The sequence below is a fragment of the Geothrix oryzae genome (assembly GCF_030295385.1).
Taxonomy (GTDB): Bacteria; Acidobacteriota; Holophagae; order Holophagales; family Holophagaceae; genus Geothrix; species Geothrix oryzae.
The window spans coordinates 1,065,752-1,081,138 of record NZ_AP027079.1; the positions used below are offsets into that span (position 1 = coordinate 1,065,752).

The following is a 15,387-nucleotide window of genomic DNA, read 5'->3' on the forward strand; positions in this document are numbered from 1 at the left end:
TCAGCTGGCGGCCACGGTCCGGCGGTAGGCGGCCGTCAGCGTGGCCGCGATCTCCTCGGGGCTGTGGCCCAGGAAATCCTGGCGCTGCATGAGGTGGACGAGCTGGCCGTCCTTGAGGATGGCGGCCTGGGGGCTGGTGGGCATGGCGCCCTCGAAGTACTCGCGGGCCCGGGCGGTGGCCTCCTTCTCCATGCCGGCGAAGACGGTCACGAGGTGGTCGAAGCGCAGGTTCTGGGTCCGCAGGGCCTCCGTAACGCCGGGCCGGGCCCCGGCCGCCGCGCAGCCGCAGACGCTGTTCACCACCAGCAGCGTGGTGCCGGGCGCCTGCAGCGCCGCGTCCACCTGGGCCGGCGTCAGCAGTTGCTGGAAGCCCACCTGGATCAGTTCCTCGCGCATCGGGGCGACCATGTATTCGGGATAGTTCGACATGAGGTTCTCCGTCCAAGCAAAAAGTTTACCAATCGAGTCAAGATTGATCTAGATCACACTTGATCCCATCCAAGGGAGGACCCATGAAGCTGGCACTGGTGGGCGGAAGTCTCCGCGCCGGATCGCTCAATGCCCGCCTGCTGCACCACCTCGCCCGGGCGTTGGAGGCCCGGGGCCACGAGGTGGCGGCCTTCACGGGGGAGGCGCTGCGCCTGCCGCTCTACGAGGAGGGGGCCGCGCCCTCAGCTGAAGCCCAGACCCTGCATGGCGCCCTCCGGGAGGCCCAGGGGCTGGTCATCGTGTCGCCGGAGTACAACTCGGGCATCCCGGGTCACCTGAAGAACGCCGTGGACTGGCTCAGCACCATGAAGCCCAGCCCCTGGCCCGACCTGCCGGTGCTGCTCTGCAGCGCGAGTCCCGGGGCCTTCGGCGGCGCCCGCGGCCTGGTGGCCTGGCGGGCCACCCTCGCCAACATGGGTGCGCTGGCCCTGCCGGAAGCCATCACGGTGCCCCACGCGGACCAGCAGCTGGATGCGGAGGGCGCACCCACCGATCCCCGCACCGCCGCCTCGGTCCCGAGGGTCCTGGAGAAGTTCCTCACCCTGGCGGCGCGGCTCCATCCATGAGCCTCGGCCACCGGGGCGCGTTCGTGCGATCCTGAACGACCTTTCCGGAGCCCGTCATGAAGGACTTCTTCAAGAGTTTCTTCGCCGCCCTGCTGGCCCTGATGGTGGCTGGCGGGTTGGCCGTCTTCCTGTTCTTCGGCCTGCTGGCGGCTGTCGGCTCCTCCGGCAAGCCCACGGTTCCGACCAAGGCCGTGCTGATCTTCGACCTGGATACCAGCCTGTCGGACGGCGACCGCGATCCTGAACCCAGCGAGGCTCTCAGCGAGGCCCTGGGCGGCGCCGGGAGCCACAGCCAGGCGCTTCCGGCGGCCATCGAGGCCCTGGACCGGGCGGCCGCCGACAGCCGCATCACGGCCCTGTTCCTCACGGGGAACCTGCAGGGCGCGGGCCCCGCCCAGCTGCGGGAGCTGCGGGAAGCCATCCAGCGGTTCAAGGCGAAGAAGCCCGTGCTGGCCTACAACCTGGGCTGGGCGAAGCGGGACTTCTACCTGGCCGCCGGTGCCACGACCGTGTTCATGAACCCCTTCGGCGAGATGGAGCTGAACGGCCTGGCCAGCGAGCCCATGTTCTTCGGCGAGGCCTTCAAGAAGTACGGCGTGGAGGTTCAGGTCACCCGCGTGGGCAAGTACAAGAGCGCGGTGGAGCCCTTCATCACCGACCGCATGAGCGAACCCAACCGCGAACAGGTGCAGAAGCTGCTCGACGACATCTGGTCCGAATGGAAGGAGACGGTCGCCAAGGACCGGAAGAAGGCTCCGGCGGATCTGCAGGCCATCGCGGACGAACGGGGCCTGATCGAAGCGGACGAGGCGAAGAAGCTGGGCCTGATCGACCGCATCGCGCCCTATGACGAAGTGCTCGACGAGCTGAAGAAGCTGGCCGGGAAGCAGTCCAAGGACAAGGATTTCCCCCAGATCACCCTGGCGACCTACGCCGGCATCCCTGGCGAGGCGAAGACCGGCAAGACCCGCATCGCCGTGGTCGTGGCCGAGGGCGAGATCGTGGATGGCGAAGGCAAGTCCACCCAGGTGGGCGGCGAACGCCTCAGCCGGGAGCTGCGCCGCCTGCGCCTCGACGAGCGCGTCAAGGCCGTGGTGCTACGCGTGAACAGCCCCGGCGGCAGCGCTTCCGCCTCGGAGCTCATCCAGCGGGAAGTCATCCTCACGAAGAAGGTGAAGCCCCTGGTGGTGTCCATGGGCCACCTCGCGGCCTCCGGCGGCTACTGGATCAGCACCTACGGGGACCGCATCTTCGCCGAACCCAGCACCATCACGGGTTCCATCGGCGTCTTCGGCCTGCTGCCCAATGTGAAGAAGCTGGCCAACGAGCACGGCATCACCTGGGACAGCGTGCAGACCGCGAAGTTGGCCAATCCCATGACCCTGACGCGGCCCAAGAACGACCTGGAGCTGACGCGCATCCAGGGCCTGGTGGACCGCATCTACGAGCAGTTCGTGGCCAAGGTGGCCGACAGCCGGAAGATGAAGAAGGAAGCCGTCCATGAGATCGCGCAGGGGCGCGTGTGGTCCGGCCAGGAGGCCCTCAAACTGGGTCTGGTGGACGAGATCGGCGGGCTCGGCGCGGCGGTGAAGCACGCGGCGACCATGGCCAAGGCGGACGGGGACTACTACCTGGTCGGCCCCGAGCGGGAGCAGGACACGCTCAAGGAGTTGCTTAAGAGCCTGGGCGGCAAACCCCGGAAGCTGGCGAAGCCGGGCCCCGTGGATGCGCTGGCGGGAGGCCTCCTACGGCAGGTGGACCTGCTGACCTCGCTGAACGATCCCAGGGGCGTCTACGCCAGGCTGCCCTTCGACCTCGACCTGAAATAGCTTCATGGATTCCTCCTCCTTCATCTCCGCGGTCGTGCTGCTGGTGCTGGTGACCGATCCCCTGGGCAACATCCCGCTCTTCATCGGGCTGTTGCGCCAGGTGGATCCGGCCCGGCGGCAGCGGATCATCGTCCGCGAGGTGCTGTTCGCCTTCGCCATCCTGCTCTTCTTCGCGTTCTTCGGGCAGAAGGTGCTGCGCCTCATGCACCTCACGGACACCTCGCTCGGCATCGCCGGCGGCGTGATCCTCTTCCTCATCGCGTTGAAGATGGTCTTTCCGCATCCCGAGGGCCGGGGGGCCGACCACCCCATCCACGGGGAACCCTTCCTCGTGCCCCTGGCCATCCCCTTCATCGCCGGCCCGTCGGCCATCGCCACCGTGCTGCTGCTGGTCAGCCGCGAGCCGCACCGGCTCTGGGAATGGCTGGGCGCCCTGTCCGTGGCCATGGCGATCTCGGCCGTGGTGCTGGGTTTCGCGGAGAAGATCGCGGATTTCCTGGGGGAGCAGGTCACCTTGGCCTTCGAGCGGCTCATGGGTCTGGTGCTGACCGCCATCGCCATCGAGATGCTGCTGGCGGGCATCGAGAAATTCGTGCACCAGATCCGCCTCGCGGGAGCCTGACCAGCCCCCTCAAGATGCGCCTGATCCTTCCGATAGGAGGTACAGGAGCAGATGAATGAGGGTTCGTGCGTGCCTGCCAATGGGCCTGATGCTGCTCATGGTGGCTTCCACCGGATGTGAGCGGAGCGAGACCCGGCGGGCCCGCCAGGTCATGGATCTGGTCCGGACGATGGAGACCGAGCTGCAAACCACGGCCAAGCAGGCCGCGGGGGCCTTCTCGCGGCGGGCGGATTTCGAGGACCTGCGGATGGCCTTCGGGGATGAGCGCTTCGATGCGGGCACGCCGCTGGGGCCCGACTTCCAGGGAAACCTCGCGGCGATGATCCAGGGGTTGCATGCCCAATTCGAGAAGGAGCCCAAGGATGCGGGATTCCCGAAGAAGGTGGCCCGCCGGATCAACCAGTTCGGCCAATGGTGGTCGTTCGTCCGGCACTATCTCGAAACGAGGCGGGACCAGCTGAACCGGGCCGCGGCCAACGGCGGTGAGCCCGTGAGCCTGCCCGGTGGGCGGACACTCCGCGGGGAGGTCCTCACGACCCTGGGGGAGGTCATCAAGGTGGTCGAGGCCTTCGAGACCATCACGAACCGCTGCGCCCGGGGGATCGAAGGCATCGTCGCCCGCTCCTGAAGCCGGTTTCAGCTCCGGCGTTTCAGGCTGAGTTCGAGCACGAAAGTCGCCACGGGCTCGAAGGTGCCATCCGGGGTCTTCACCGCCGCCTGGATGGCCATGGGTTCGGTGATGCGGTCTTCGGAAGCCAAGGTGCGGCGCACCTGGTCGCGGATGGCCTCGCCCTCCTCGCAGATGAAGTAGACATCGGATTCGGGGCGCTTGAGAAAGGTGGCCTGAAAGGCCTTGAAGACCAGGGACACCGGCTGCCCGGACCGCTTGATCTGATCCATGGCGAGCAGGCCCCCGGCGCAGTCCGCCCCGATGGCCAGGGCGCCGAAGTACATCGAACCCAGGTGATTGCGCGTCCACCGCCGGAGCGGAACCCGGACCACGCAACGGGTTTCGCTGAGTTCCACGACGCTGGGATGCACGGAGGCCAGGAGGGGGATCTTCAGCCAGCCGAAGAGGCGCATGCCGAAGGTCTGCTTGAAGCGCTGCAGGGCCCCGGCCACGGGTCAGTCCCCGACCTGGTTGACATCCAGCAGGCCCTCGGGCGGATCGAGATCCAGGCGGCGATTCGGCAGGTCCAGCGCCCACCAGGCCTTGATGTAGGGGATGTCCCGCTGGCCGGTGCGCCCGGGCCGCAGGTCGCGCATCACCACCATGTCGTAGCCGGCGGGGCCGGGGTCAAGGCGCAGCACCTCGCCCACCTTCCGGCCCGCGATGAAGACTTCGCAACCGATCCACTGGTGCCGGAAGGTCTCGCCCTCGGGGAGTTCGGCGGCGGCCTCGGGCATCCAGAGCGCCCAGCCCTTGAGGGGTTCGGCGGCGGTGCGGTCGGGGATGTCCTTGAAGGCCAGGCATGGGCGCTCCTGGTGCCAGCGGAAGCTGCGCAGGGCGACGGCGCGGGCGGGCGGGGCCGCCTCGGCGCTTTCCAGGCTCAGGTGGGGCGGGGCCAGCACGAGGCCCTGGATGTCCTCCAGGCGCCCGGGTTCGTCCATGACCGAATGGAAGAGGAACTCGCCCTTGAGTCCCTGCACTTTGGCGAGATGGCCCGCGAGGAGCATCTAGGCCTCCCGCTCGTCCTCGTCATCGAGTTCGAGGCCCACCACGAGGCCCGCCTTCTCGCCGGCGGTCTTGCAGAGGGTCCGCAGAGCGGAAATCATGCGCCCGTGCTTGCCGATGATGCGGCCGCGGTCCTTGGGATCGGCGAAGACGAGGGCGTCGCGCTTCTTCCCCTCGCCGCTGATCTCAATGCGGAGGGCCTCCGGGTGGTCCAGGAGGGGCGTCAGGACATCGCGCAGGAAGGCTTCAAGATTCATGGTCGCTCCGCATGGAACAAAGAAAGCCGGACCTCGGCCCGGCTTTCATGGATCTGAATCGGGCTAGATGATCTGGTTCTTCTTGAACAGATCGAGCACGGTCTTGGAGGGCTGGGCGCCCTTCTGCAGCCAGGACTTGGCCTTCTCGGCGTCGATGCGGACCGCCTCGCCGGAACCGGCGATGGGGTTCACGAAGCCCAGCACTTCCACGGCGCGGCCAGTGGGGATGCGGTCGTTCTCGGAGACGACGATGTGGTAGAACGGGCGCTTCTTGGCACCATTGCGAGCAAGACGGATCGAAAGCATGGGCACTCCCTGAGCAGGAAAGTGTATCGCGGAAAGGCGTCCTGCCCAAGCGCAAATTCAGGGGCCGAAGGCCGAGACCGGAAAGCTCCCCTCCAGCACGGCCTGCCGTTCGCGGATGTTGCGCCGGAGCATGGGCCAGCGGGGGTGGGTCCGCATGCGTTCCAGGAAGGGCGAGTTCTCGAACCAGCGGGCGCAGCTGAAGCCCTGGACGAAGGCCCGCGTGGCGCAGTCCATGGCCCGGTCGGCATCGCCCAGGAGCGCGTAGGCCTCCGCCTGCTTGAAGGTCAGCTCCCCATCGGGGATCCGCACCTTGCCACGGATGTCGTCGATGAGCCGGAGCTGGGCCAGCCCCTGCTCCGTGCGGCCCTCCAGGAGGGCGCGGTAGACCCCGCAGAGATTCTGGAAGGGCCCCGCGCCTTTCAGCTCGCTGCCGGCCTTCATGTGGAGGAGGGCACCCTGGCGATCGCCCTTCAGCAGGGCGAGGTAGCCCTGATAGAACAGGATGTCGGGTTCGGTGCGGACGGCGCGGGCCTCCTGCAGTTCCTGTTCGAAGGTTGTCCAGTTGCCGAGGTAGAGGTTGGTCGTTCCGACGGTCCAGGCGGAAGCTCCGCCCAGGGGGGACAGCAGGGCCTTCCGTTGCGCCAGCGCCGAGCTTGCCCCGGCCAGGAGGCCCGCCGTGCGGCCGGCATATGCGAAGCCCTGGTAGAGGTCCGGGGTGTTCGGTCGGAGCAGCACGGCCTCCCGCAGGACGCCCAGGGCGAGGCTCTGGTTCCCGGTATCGGTGAGCATGAGGGACCAGAGGAAGGTGGCCCGGGGGTGCCCCGGAACCAGGGCCACGGCTCGTTGGAAGGCTTTGTGGGTAAAGGAGTTGAGGCCGATGCCCGCCTGTTCGGGATTCACCCACAGGCTGCGGTAGAGGTGGTCGCCCAGGGTGGCCCAGGCCGTGGCGCACTGCGGCTCGTCCTCCACCAGCCGCCGTGAGGCGGGCAGGTGGTCCGTGGCTTCCTGGTCATTGCGGATGGACATGGCCTGCAGCAGGGACCAGAAGTGGTCCGGGGACCTGGGCAGCAGGTCCGCGCGGAAGCGCTGGGAGGCCTTCAGGGGCCAGTGCTGGATCCAGGTGTCCAGGGCCTCCCTGGGGTCGAGTGGGGGGAGTGATTCCACGGCCCACGATTGGCCGGCCAGCAGCTGGGCCGCGGTGGTCCAGGCGGAGGTTAGGGCCAACTGCTGGTTCTCCCGGCGGGCCTGGAAGCGAAACAGCAGCACGCCTCCCGGCATCTGCCGGAGGATGGCCGGATCGGGGACTGCCGCGAGATGGGTGACCGCGGCGCCCGCCAGCACCTCGAGGTGATCGGCCATCAGCGTTTCGAGGCCGGGGTCCAGGTCGGCCTGGCCGGAAGAGGGGGCGATGATGAGCACCCGCAGCACCTTCCGGCTGCCCGTCTTCGCGCGCCAGAGCGCCAGACCGCCCAGCAGCAGGCCCAACAGCACCACCAGGAACAGCCAGGTCCTGGTCGAACGGGGGCCTGGGCGGAGGGAGGCCACTAGAAGGGCAGGTTGGGCCCGCCGCCCATCTTGGCCATGCGCTGCATGCGGGCCATGAACTTGGGATCGTTCATCTGGCCCATCATCTTCTTCGTCTCCACGAACTGCTTGATGAGCTGGTTGATCTCGCTCACGGGCCGGCCGCTGCCCGAGGCGATGCGGCGCTTGCGCTTGCCGTCCAGCAGGTTGTGGTTGGCGCGCTCGGCGGGCGTCATGGAGTTGATGATGGCCTCCAAGTGCTTGATGCGCTTGTCCGTGGCCACGCTCGCCAGCTGCTCCTTCATCTGCCCCAGGCCCGGCAGCATGCCAAGGATCTTGTTCATGGAGCCCAGCTTCTGGACCTGCTGGAACTGCTTGCGCATGTCCTCCAGCGTGAACTGGTTCTTGGCCAGGCGCTTGGCCATGACCTCCGCTTCCTTCTCGTCGAGCTTGTCCTTGGCGTGCTCGATGAGGCTGAGGACATCGCCCATGCCCAGGATGCGCTGGGCCATGCGGTCGGGATGGAAGCGCTGGAAGTCCTCCAGCTTCTCGCCCTCACCCACGAACTTCAGGGGCTGGCCCGTGGCCTGCTTGATGCTGAAGGCCGCGCCGCCACGGGTGTCGCCATCGGTCTTGGTGAGCACCACGCCCGTGATGCCCAGCTTCTCGTGGAAGGCTGTGGCGCTGCGGACGGCGTCCTGGCCCGTCATGGCATCGGCCACGAAGAAGATCTCGTCGGGCGAGGTGGCCGTCTTGATGCGGGCCAGCTCCTCCATCAGGGTTTCGTCGAGATGCAGGCGGCCCGCGGTGTCGAGGATGACCGTGTCCCAGCCCTTCAGCCTCGCTTCGGCCAGGGCCGCGGCGCAGATGGCCACGGGATCCTTCTCCTCGGTGCGGAAGGAGGGGACGCCGGCATCCTTGGCCACCACATGCAGCTGCTCGATGGCTGCAGGGCGGTAGACATCCGCGGGCACCAGCAGGGGGGACCGGCCCAGCTTCTTGAGGAAGACCGCCAGCTTGCCGCAGGTGGTGGTCTTGCCCGCACCCTGCAGGCCCACCATCATCACCACCGTCGGCGGCTTGGCGGCGAAGGCTATGGGGTGTTCCGGCGCCTGGCCGCCCATGATCTCCACCAGTTCCCGGTGGACGATGTCGATGAAGGCCTGGGTGGGGTTGAGGCCCTGCATGACCTCGGCGCCGAGGGCCTTCTCCTTCACCCGCTGGAGGAAGGTGCGGGCCACGCTCACATGGACATCGGCTTCCAGGAGGGCCATGCGCACTTCGCGCAGCACGGCTTCGAGGTTGGCTTCCGTCAGCTTGGACTGGCCCCGGAGGGCCTTCATGGCCTGGCTGAGTTTCTGGGTGAGGCTGTCGAACATGGGACCCCGGCATGGACCAAACGGTCATTGTACCGGGCGGGATGCACTTTCCCCTGTTGGAAAAGGGATCCTGGGGCATAATCCTGACAAAAGGAGTCGGGATTATGCCCAACCGCCTTTCCGAAAGCCTGAGCCCCTATCTCCTCCAGCACGCCCACAACCCCGTCGACTGGTTTCCCTGGGGCGAAGAGGCCCTGGCGCGGGCCCGGGGTGAACAGAAACCGATCTTCCTCAGCATCGGCTACAGCGCCTGTCACTGGTGTCATGTCATGGAGCGGGAGAGCTTCGAGAACCCGGCCGTGGCCGAGGTGCTGAACGCGAACTTCGTGAGCATCAAGGTGGACCGGGAGGAGCGGCCGGACCTGGACGACCTCTACATGGACGCCGTGCAGACGCTCACGGGCCGGGGCGGCTGGCCCATGAGCGTCTGGCTCACGCCAGAGCTGGAGCCCTTCTATGGCGGCACCTACTTCCCGCCGGAATCGCGCGGGGGCATGCCGGGCTTTATCCCGCTGCTCACCCGCATTGCCGAGGCCTGGCGGGAGGACCGCCCGGGTGTGCTGACCCAGGCCCGCAGCCTGGCCGGGGAACTGCAACGCCAAGCCGCCGTCGAGGCCGGGGCGCACCGGCCTGGCGACGAGGTGATCGAGGCGGCGCTCGCCCAGCTCCGGCAGGGCTTCGACGCCCGCTGGGGCGGTTTCGGCCCGGCCCCGAAGTTCCCCCAGCACATGGCCGTGGAGCTGATCCTGGCGCGGGGCACCGCGGCGGATCAGGCCATGGCGCTCCGCACGCTGGACGCCATGTGGGAAGGCGGCATGTACGACCACCTGGGCGGCGGCTTCGCCCGCTACAGCGTGGACGGCCAGTGGCTGGTGCCCCACTTCGAGAAGATGCTCTACGACAATGCCCAGCTGGCCGCCTGCTACCTCTCGGCCTTCCAGGCCACCGGCGAGGCCCGCTACGGCCAGGTGGCCCGGGAGACCCTGGACTACCTGCTGCGGGACCTGCGCGATCCCAGCGGGGGCTTCCACTCCAGCGAGGATGCGGACAGCGAGGGCGAGGAGGGGAAGTTCTACGCCTTCACGCCGGCGGAGGTGCGCGAGGCGCTGGGGCCGGAGGATGGCGCGCGGTTCTGCGCGGCCTATGGCATCACGGAGGCCGGGACCTTCGAGCATGGCCGGAGCGTGGTGCATCGCTTCTCCCGGGCCAAGACGGACGACCTTCCCGAGGACGAGGATCGGGCCCTGCGGGAAGGGCTGCGGCTCTGGCGGGACCGCCGGGTGCGACCGGGCAAGGACGACAAGATCCTGGCCTCCTGGAATGGCCTCGCCCTGTCGGCGCTGGCCCGGGGTTTCCAGGTGCTGGGCGATCCCCGGTACCTGGAGGCGGCCCAGGCCTGCGCCGCCTTCCTGCGCCGGGAACTCTGGCGGGAGGGCCGCCTGCTGCGGGTGTGGCGCCAGGGACGGGCGCACACGCCCGGCTTCCTGGAAGACGGCGCCGCCGTGGTGGAGGGTCTGGTGGATCTCTATGAAGCCGGCTTCGATCCGGCCTGGCTGCGCTGGGCGGAGGCCCTGGCCGAAGAACTGCTGGCCCGCTTCCAGGATCCTGCGGAAGGCGGTTTCTTCAGCACCGAAGAAGGCCAGGCCGACCTGATCTTCCGGCAGAAGCCGGGCTTCGACAACGCCGTGCCCAGCGGCAACACCCTGGCCGCCCGGGCCTTCCTGCGGTTGTCGCGGCACCTGCAGCGCGAGGATTTTCGCCTGGCGGCCGAGGGCGTCTTCCGCTGCTTCGGTCCCTGGCTGGCGCGGGCCCCCAGGGCCTTCCTGGGCCTGCTGGGCGCCCTGGACCTGGCCCTGCGGGAAGCCCTGGAGGTGGCCGTGTCCGGAGATCCGGCCAGCGACTCCGTGCAGGCCCTTCTGGCGGAAGTCCACCGCCGCCATCTTCCCGGCCGGGTGATCTCGGCTTCGTCGGATCAATTGCTGCCCCTCCACGAGGACCGGGGCTTCCCGGAAGGAACGGCGCTCGCCTTCGTGTGCCGCGGACAGACCTGCGCGGTACCCGTCACGACGCCCCTGGAGCTGGCCACGCTGCTGAGGTGAGTGGTTGCAGGGGTTGTGATCCTGACCCCGCGACAGGGCCGCTACACTGGGTCCCTTCGCGCGGAAATCCGCGGAACCCGGTGCCCGCCTGGCGCCGGCAAGCGGCGCAGCGATCACGCATAAGGGGCTGCCATGAAGACCTTCGGTTTCAAGATCGACCCGCTGACGGGCGAGGAATACTACGAGGTCTTGGTCCGGGGCCGCCAGGTCCTGAATGACCCCCATCTGAACAAGGCCTCGGCCTTCACCAAGGAAGAGCGCCTGAGCCTGGGGCTCGACGGCATGCTCCGGCCCGGCATCTCGACCCTGGATTCCCAGCTGGACCGTACCTACGAAGCCTTCCAGCGCAAGACTGACGACCTGGAGCGCTACATCTACCTCACGGGCCTCCAGGACCGGAACGAGGTGCTGTTCTACCGGCTGCTGATGGATCACCTGGACGAGATGGTGCCCATCATCTACACCCCCACCGTGGGCCAGGCCTGCCTCCAGCTGAGCCACATCCAGCGGCGCTACCGGGGCATCTACATCACGCCTGAAAACATCGGGAACATCGACCAGATCTTCCAGGGACTCTCCCAGCCGCAGGTGAACCTCATCGTCGTGACGGATGGCGAGCGCATCCTGGGCCTGGGCGACCTGGGTTCGGACGGCATGGGCATCCCCGTGGGCAAGGTGAGCCTCTATGTGGCCGCGGGCGGCGTACACCCCGGCGTCTGCCTGCCCGTCACCCTGGATGTGGGCACCAACAACCCCCGCCTGCTGGAGGATCCGCTCTACCTGGGCATCCGCAAGCCCCGCCTCCGGGGGGCGGAGTACGAAGAGCTGGTGGAGAAGTTCGTCCTGGGCGTGAAGCGCAACTTCCCCGGGGCTCTGCTGCAGTGGGAGGACTTCGCCAAGCAGACGGCCTTCAAGAACCTCGACCGCTACCGTGAGCGCATCCTCTCCTTCAACGACGACATCCAGGGCACGGGCTCCACGGCGCTCGCGGCGCTGATGACGGCCATGCGGATCAAGAAGAGCCGCTTCCAGGACGAGCGCTATGTGATCGTGGGCATGGGCCAGGCCGGGACGGGCATCGCTATGAACATCCGCGCGGCGCTCAAGGAGGAGGGGCTCTCCGATGCGGAGGCCCGCCAGCGGATCTTCGCGGTGGACATGCAGGGCCTGCTCATTGAGGGCGACCCGCTGCTGGAAGGGCCGCAGATGCCGCTGGCCCAGTGCCGCTCCGCGGTGGAGGGCTGGCAGTTGGACGATCCCTCCCGCATCGGCCTTCAGGATGTGGTGCGCAACGCCCATCCCTCCGTGCTCATCGGCGTCACGGCCCAGTCGAATCTCTTCAGTGAGGCCATCCTGGCGGAGACCGCCAAGCACTCGGAACGCCCCATCGTGCTGGCCCTGTCGAACCCCACCCACAAGTGCGAGTGCTCGCCCGAGGCCGTGTGGAAGGCCACGAACGGCAAGGGCCTGGTGGCCACGGGCAGCCCCTTCGCGCCGGTGGACTGGAATGGCCGGATGCTCCAGACCTCCCAGTGCAACAACATGTACATCTTCCCCGGCGTGGGCCTGGGGGCCCTGGTATGCAAGGCCTCGCGGATCACGGACGGCATGTTCCTCGCGGCCAGCAAGGCCATCAGCGCCTTCGTGACCCCCGACCAGGAGGCCACGGGCCTGCTGCTGCCGGAAATGAAGGACATCCGGAAGGTGTCGCTCGCCGTGGCCAAGGCCGTGAGCATCGAGGCTCGCCATGCGGGCCTGGGGCGCCTGCTGGACGATGACCAGCTCGAAGCCATCCTCACCAAAGCCCAGTGGGAGCCGCACTACACCGCCTACCGGCCCGGAGCCATCGCCCGGAACTAGAACGGCCTCTTTTCCCCTTGAGAGGTTGCAGCCACGGCCTAGCCTGGGGGCGGGAAGAGACTCTCTTTCCTCCCTCGGGGCGACCGTTTTCGCCAGCCCCTTCCGGCCAACGATCCATTCGGCCGAGACTCCTGGGCACCCTTCGGGGTGCCCTTTCCATGCTCCGGGAGGCCTGCGCCCTGATTCGGCCGGGCCAACCGGGGCCTGCCCGGCATTCCTGGTCCCGTCTGGTTTGTTTCTGGATTGACAGCGGGAAGAATCTACACAAAATTGTCTACACCATCTTGTGTAAGAGGTCCCATGAAGCGTCCCGTCAAGCCGACTGAAGTGGAGCTCAAGCTCCTGCGCATCCTGTGGGAGCTGGGCCCGGCCACGGTCAAGGAGGTCCATGCCTACCTGAGCCGCCGGGAGGATTACGCCTACACCGGCGTGCTGCGGATGTTCCAGGTGATGCTGGAGAAGGGCCTGGTGACCCGGGACGAGAGTCAGCGGAGCCATGTCTATGCGCCTGCCCAGAGCCGGGCGGCCACGGAAGGCGGTCTGGTGGCGGACCTGACCGAGCGGCTGTTCGGCGGATCGGCCGCGGCGCTAGTGCTCGCGGCCCTCCGCTCCGGATCCGTCAGCCCCGAAGAAAAGAACCGCATCCGGGAAATGCTGGGAGGGGAGGAACGATGACCGCCATCATCCAGATCCTGGGCTGGTCCCTCGTCCATTCGCTCTGGCAGGGCTGCCTGCTGGTGCTGCTGGCGGCGGCCGGCGGCCTCTTCCTGCGGGGCCGTTCGCGGCATGCCTTGAATGGCCTGGTCCTGTTCCTCTGCCTGGCGATGCCGGCGGGCACGGCCTGGCGGTTCCATCGCCCCGCGCCGAGCGGGCCGGGGCAGGGCGTCAGGGAGCTTCAGATCCTGGAGACGCCCACCGTCCACCGTGCTTCAACGATGGCCGCGGCCCCTCCGCTGCTGACCCGCCTGGAAGCGGCCCTTCAGCCCCGGCTGCCGGTACTGGTGGCGCTGTGGGCGCTGGGGGCCGGCCTCATGGCCGTGCGCCTGGGTGGGGGCTTCGCGCTCAGCCTGCGCTGGAGACGGGAGGGAATCCCGGCCCCCCGCGAATGGCAGGGCGTGGTGGAGGCGCTGGCCGAACGGATGGGCCTGCGGCGCCCCGTCCGCCTGCTCCTGACGAGGCGGGGCGACACGCCCATGGCCCTCGGCCTCTGGAAGCCCGTGGTGCTGGTTCCGGCAGCCCTGCTCACCAGCCTGCCCCCGGCCTATCTGGAGGCGCTCCTGGCCCATGAGCTGGCCCATGTGCACCGCCTGGACTACCTCGGCAACCTGCTTCAGGGCCTCGCCGAGACGCTGCTCTTCTTCCATCCCGCCGTCTGGTGGCTTTCGGCCCGGATCCGGGCCGAACGCGAGGAACTCGCCGACGACCTGGCGGCCCGGAGCCTCGGCGATCCGCGGCGCCTGGCCCTGGCCCTCAATGCGCTGGACGACCTCCAGCCCGCCCTTCCATCCCCGCTGTTCCCGGCCCTCGCGGCCCGAGGAGGACATTTGCTCACGCGCATCGAACGGCTGCTCACGCCCAGGCCCGTCACGGGCTTCCATGGGGGGCTTCTCAGCCTCCTTCTGATCCCCTGCGCGGTGGTGGTCCTGCGGGCGGCCGCCCCGGCGACGCCTCCCATCGGAGCCCCGGCCGAGGTGGTGGCCCAGCTCGATGCCCTTGCGATCCGCGTAGGCGTGGATCCCCAGCTGCTCCGCAGCATGGCCTGGGTGGAGAGCGGCTTCAATTCAGCGGCCAAAAGCCCGCTGGGGGCCCTGGGCCTGCTCCAGGTCATGCCCGACACCGCCCGGACCTACGGTGCGAAGGACCTGAACGATCCCGCCCAGGTCATGGCGGCGGGGGCGAATTACCTGCGCTTTCTCCTGGACCGCTACCAGGGGGATGTCGCGAAGGCCGTGGCGGCCTACAACTGTGGTGAAAGGGCCCTGGAGGAAGGGCGCATCACGGACGAGGCGACCCGCTACCGCGCCCTGGTGATGGATGTGCTGGCCGCCAAGGCCGTGCAGCCTGAGACGCCGCTGGCGGATGGGGAGGTGCGGGGCGTGATCCGAGGCTTTGGGGGACAGAGGACCCTCTATCTTCGAATCAGCGGCCGGGGGAACTTGGTCCTGAACATCCTGCCGTCGGAAGGCACCAAGGCCCTGGCGAGCGTTCACATCGGCACGAGGGCCTCGGAGGAGTCGAAGGTTTCCACCCCATGGTCTGAATCCAGGCCCAATGTCGTGTTCGATGCCTCCCAGGCCGGCGGCAGTCTTTTGATTCGTAGCGAGAACCCGGATTTCAGCTGGAAGGGCGAAACCCGCGTCCTGCTGGACGCCCCCTGGAAGACCTTCAGCTTCCGGATGGAACCGCCGAAGCCGTGATCTCCGGCCGGTACGCAGAAGGGCCCGGCGTCGCCGGGCCCTTCTGCATCGAGAGGAAACGATCAGGCCGCGGCGATGCGACGGCTGCGGTGCATCACTTCGGCTTCGAGTTCGGCTTCGAGGGCCTGGACCTGGCGGAGCACGGCCAGACCGCGCGGCGAGCTGCTCATCTGGTGCTCAAGCTGGTTGAAGACTTCGTGCAGCCGCTCGGCGGTGGTCCAGAAGGCTGGGTTGTGCTGTCGGGCGGCAGTGTCCATGTGCATGGCGGCTCCGTGTGCTTCCTGGACATCATGATCGTCATTGCGGATGACTTAGGCTAGTGATGGACATCACAAGAAATGTCATGAGTTACGAAGTTTTTTGT

Annotated in this window: 16 protein-coding genes; 8 read left to right on the forward strand and 8 right to left on the reverse strand. The window is 67.9% G+C overall.

Translation table 11 applies throughout. The features are described from left to right. Positions 1-429 (reverse strand): BrxA/BrxB family bacilliredoxin, encoded by a 429-nt coding sequence (locus tag QUD34_RS04850; RefSeq protein WP_286355473.1) that lies wholly within the window; start codon positions 427-429, stop codon positions 1-3. A gap of 83 nt (positions 430-512) precedes the next feature. Here QUD34_RS04850 and QUD34_RS04855 point away from each other — a divergent pair, with 83 nt between their 5' ends. Genes QUD34_RS04855 through QUD34_RS04870 form a run of 4 tightly spaced genes read left to right on the forward strand, consistent with a single transcriptional unit; the run spans position 513 to position 4,134 of the window. Further along, positions 513-1,055 carry an NADPH-dependent FMN reductase gene (locus tag QUD34_RS04855; protein ID WP_286355474.1) on the forward strand — a complete coding sequence of 181 codons (543 nt, stop codon included), beginning with the start codon at positions 513-515 and terminating at the stop codon, positions 1,053-1,055. Positions 1,056-1,111: 56 nt separating this feature from the next. Next, entirely contained in the window at positions 1,112-2,884 is a 1,773-nt protein-coding gene (gene sppA / locus QUD34_RS04860; protein ID WP_286355475.1) for a signal peptide peptidase SppA, read from the forward strand. Positions 2,885-2,888: 4 nt separating this feature from the next. Next, a complete protein-coding gene (locus QUD34_RS04865; protein WP_286355476.1) occupies positions 2,889-3,506 on the forward strand; it encodes a MarC family protein in 618 nt (205 codons plus the stop codon). A gap of 55 nt (positions 3,507-3,561) precedes the next feature. Then, positions 3,562-4,134, forward strand: a complete 573-nt coding sequence (locus QUD34_RS04870; RefSeq protein WP_286355477.1) for a hypothetical protein — start codon at positions 3,562-3,564, stop codon at positions 4,132-4,134. 8 nt (positions 4,135-4,142) lie between these two features. On the opposite strand, the gene QUD34_RS04875 is transcribed toward QUD34_RS04870, so the two are convergent. The 6 genes from QUD34_RS04875 to ffh all read right to left on the reverse strand — a co-directional run bounded on the left by QUD34_RS04875 (position 4,143) and on the right by ffh (position 8,647). Continuing rightward, positions 4,143-4,628 (reverse strand): DUF4442 domain-containing protein, encoded by a 486-nt coding sequence (locus tag QUD34_RS04875; RefSeq protein ID WP_286355478.1) that lies wholly within the window; start codon positions 4,626-4,628, stop codon positions 4,143-4,145. A 3-nt stretch (positions 4,629-4,631) separates the two neighbouring features. Then, positions 4,632-5,183: a ribosome maturation factor RimM gene (locus tag QUD34_RS04880; RefSeq protein WP_286355479.1), complete on the reverse strand. Its 552-nt coding sequence runs from the start codon at positions 5,181-5,183 to the stop codon at positions 4,632-4,634. After that, the gene (locus QUD34_RS04885; RefSeq protein WP_286355480.1) at positions 5,184-5,438 is read right to left on the reverse strand and encodes a KH domain-containing protein; all 255 of its coding nucleotides are present in this window, start codon (positions 5,436-5,438) and stop codon (positions 5,184-5,186) included. A gap of 63 nt (positions 5,439-5,501) precedes the next feature. Further along, the gene (gene rpsP / locus QUD34_RS04890; RefSeq protein WP_286355481.1) at positions 5,502-5,744 is read right to left on the reverse strand and encodes a 30S ribosomal protein S16; all 243 of its coding nucleotides are present in this window, start codon (positions 5,742-5,744) and stop codon (positions 5,502-5,504) included. Positions 5,745-5,801: 57 nt separating this feature from the next. Continuing rightward, entirely contained in the window at positions 5,802-7,229 is a 1,428-nt protein-coding gene (locus QUD34_RS04895) for a hypothetical protein (RefSeq protein ID WP_286355482.1), read from the reverse strand. Positions 7,230-7,288: 59 nt separating this feature from the next. After that, positions 7,289-8,647 carry a signal recognition particle protein gene (gene ffh, locus QUD34_RS04900; RefSeq protein ID WP_286355483.1) on the reverse strand — a complete coding sequence of 453 codons (1,359 nt, stop codon included), beginning with the start codon at positions 8,645-8,647 and terminating at the stop codon, positions 7,289-7,291. A gap of 104 nt (positions 8,648-8,751) precedes the next feature. On the opposite strand from ffh, the gene QUD34_RS04905 reads away from it, so the two are divergent. The 4 genes from QUD34_RS04905 to QUD34_RS04920 all read left to right on the forward strand — a co-directional run bounded on the left by QUD34_RS04905 (position 8,752) and on the right by QUD34_RS04920 (position 15,023). Then, complete coding sequence (locus tag QUD34_RS04905) at positions 8,752-10,746, forward strand: thioredoxin domain-containing protein (protein WP_286355484.1); 1,995 nt, start codon at positions 8,752-8,754, stop codon at positions 10,744-10,746. 132 nt (positions 10,747-10,878) lie between these two features. Next, a complete protein-coding gene (locus tag QUD34_RS04910) occupies positions 10,879-12,606 on the forward strand; it encodes an NAD-dependent malic enzyme (RefSeq protein ID WP_286355485.1) in 1,728 nt (575 codons plus the stop codon). Between the two features lie 300 nt (positions 12,607-12,906). After that, the gene (locus QUD34_RS04915; protein ID WP_286355486.1) at positions 12,907-13,281 is read left to right on the forward strand and encodes a BlaI/MecI/CopY family transcriptional regulator; all 375 of its coding nucleotides are present in this window, start codon (positions 12,907-12,909) and stop codon (positions 13,279-13,281) included. Further along, positions 13,278-15,023, forward strand: a complete 1,746-nt coding sequence (locus QUD34_RS04920; protein WP_286355487.1) for a M56 family metallopeptidase — start codon at positions 13,278-13,280, stop codon at positions 15,021-15,023. The genes QUD34_RS04915 and QUD34_RS04920 overlap by 4 nt, the downstream gene beginning before the upstream one ends. A gap of 62 nt (positions 15,024-15,085) precedes the next feature. On the opposite strand, the gene QUD34_RS04925 is transcribed toward QUD34_RS04920, so the two are convergent. Then, a complete protein-coding gene (locus tag QUD34_RS04925; protein WP_286355488.1) occupies positions 15,086-15,286 on the reverse strand; it encodes a hypothetical protein in 201 nt (66 codons plus the stop codon). Positions 15,287-15,387 lie beyond the last annotated feature (101 nt).

Excerpts from the sequence above, each read along its gene's own strand:
- sppA (WP_286355475.1), top strand. The coding sequence starts at position 1,112 with ATGAAGGACTTCTTCAAGAGTTTCTTCGCCGCCCTGCTGGCCCTGATG.
- QUD34_RS04850 (WP_286355473.1), bottom strand. The coding sequence starts at position 429 with ATGTCGAACTATCCCGAATACATGGTCGCCCCGATGCGCGAGGAACTG.
- QUD34_RS04925 (WP_286355488.1), bottom strand. The coding sequence starts at position 15,286 with ATGCACATGGACACTGCCGCCCGACAGCACAACCCAGCCTTCTGGACC.
- ffh (WP_286355483.1), bottom strand. The coding sequence starts at position 8,647 with ATGTTCGACAGCCTCACCCAGAAACTCAGCCAGGCCATGAAGGCCCTC.
- QUD34_RS04885 (WP_286355480.1), bottom strand. The coding sequence starts at position 5,438 with ATGAATCTTGAAGCCTTCCTGCGCGATGTCCTGACGCCCCTCCTGGAC.
- QUD34_RS04880 (WP_286355479.1), bottom strand. The coding sequence starts at position 5,183 with ATGCTCCTCGCGGGCCATCTCGCCAAAGTGCAGGGACTCAAGGGCGAG.
- QUD34_RS04920 (WP_286355487.1), top strand. The coding sequence starts at position 13,278 with ATGACCGCCATCATCCAGATCCTGGGCTGGTCCCTCGTCCATTCGCTC.
- QUD34_RS04915 (WP_286355486.1), top strand. The coding sequence starts at position 12,907 with ATGAAGCGTCCCGTCAAGCCGACTGAAGTGGAGCTCAAGCTCCTGCGC.
- QUD34_RS04855 (WP_286355474.1), top strand. The coding sequence starts at position 513 with ATGAAGCTGGCACTGGTGGGCGGAAGTCTCCGCGCCGGATCGCTCAAT.
- rpsP (WP_286355481.1), bottom strand. The coding sequence starts at position 5,744 with ATGCTTTCGATCCGTCTTGCTCGCAATGGTGCCAAGAAGCGCCCGTTC.
- QUD34_RS04870 (WP_286355477.1), top strand. The coding sequence starts at position 3,562 with ATGAGGGTTCGTGCGTGCCTGCCAATGGGCCTGATGCTGCTCATGGTG.
- QUD34_RS04910 (WP_286355485.1), top strand. The coding sequence starts at position 10,879 with ATGAAGACCTTCGGTTTCAAGATCGACCCGCTGACGGGCGAGGAATAC.
- QUD34_RS04865 (WP_286355476.1), top strand. The coding sequence starts at position 2,889 with ATGGATTCCTCCTCCTTCATCTCCGCGGTCGTGCTGCTGGTGCTGGTG.
- QUD34_RS04905 (WP_286355484.1), top strand. The coding sequence starts at position 8,752 with ATGCCCAACCGCCTTTCCGAAAGCCTGAGCCCCTATCTCCTCCAGCAC.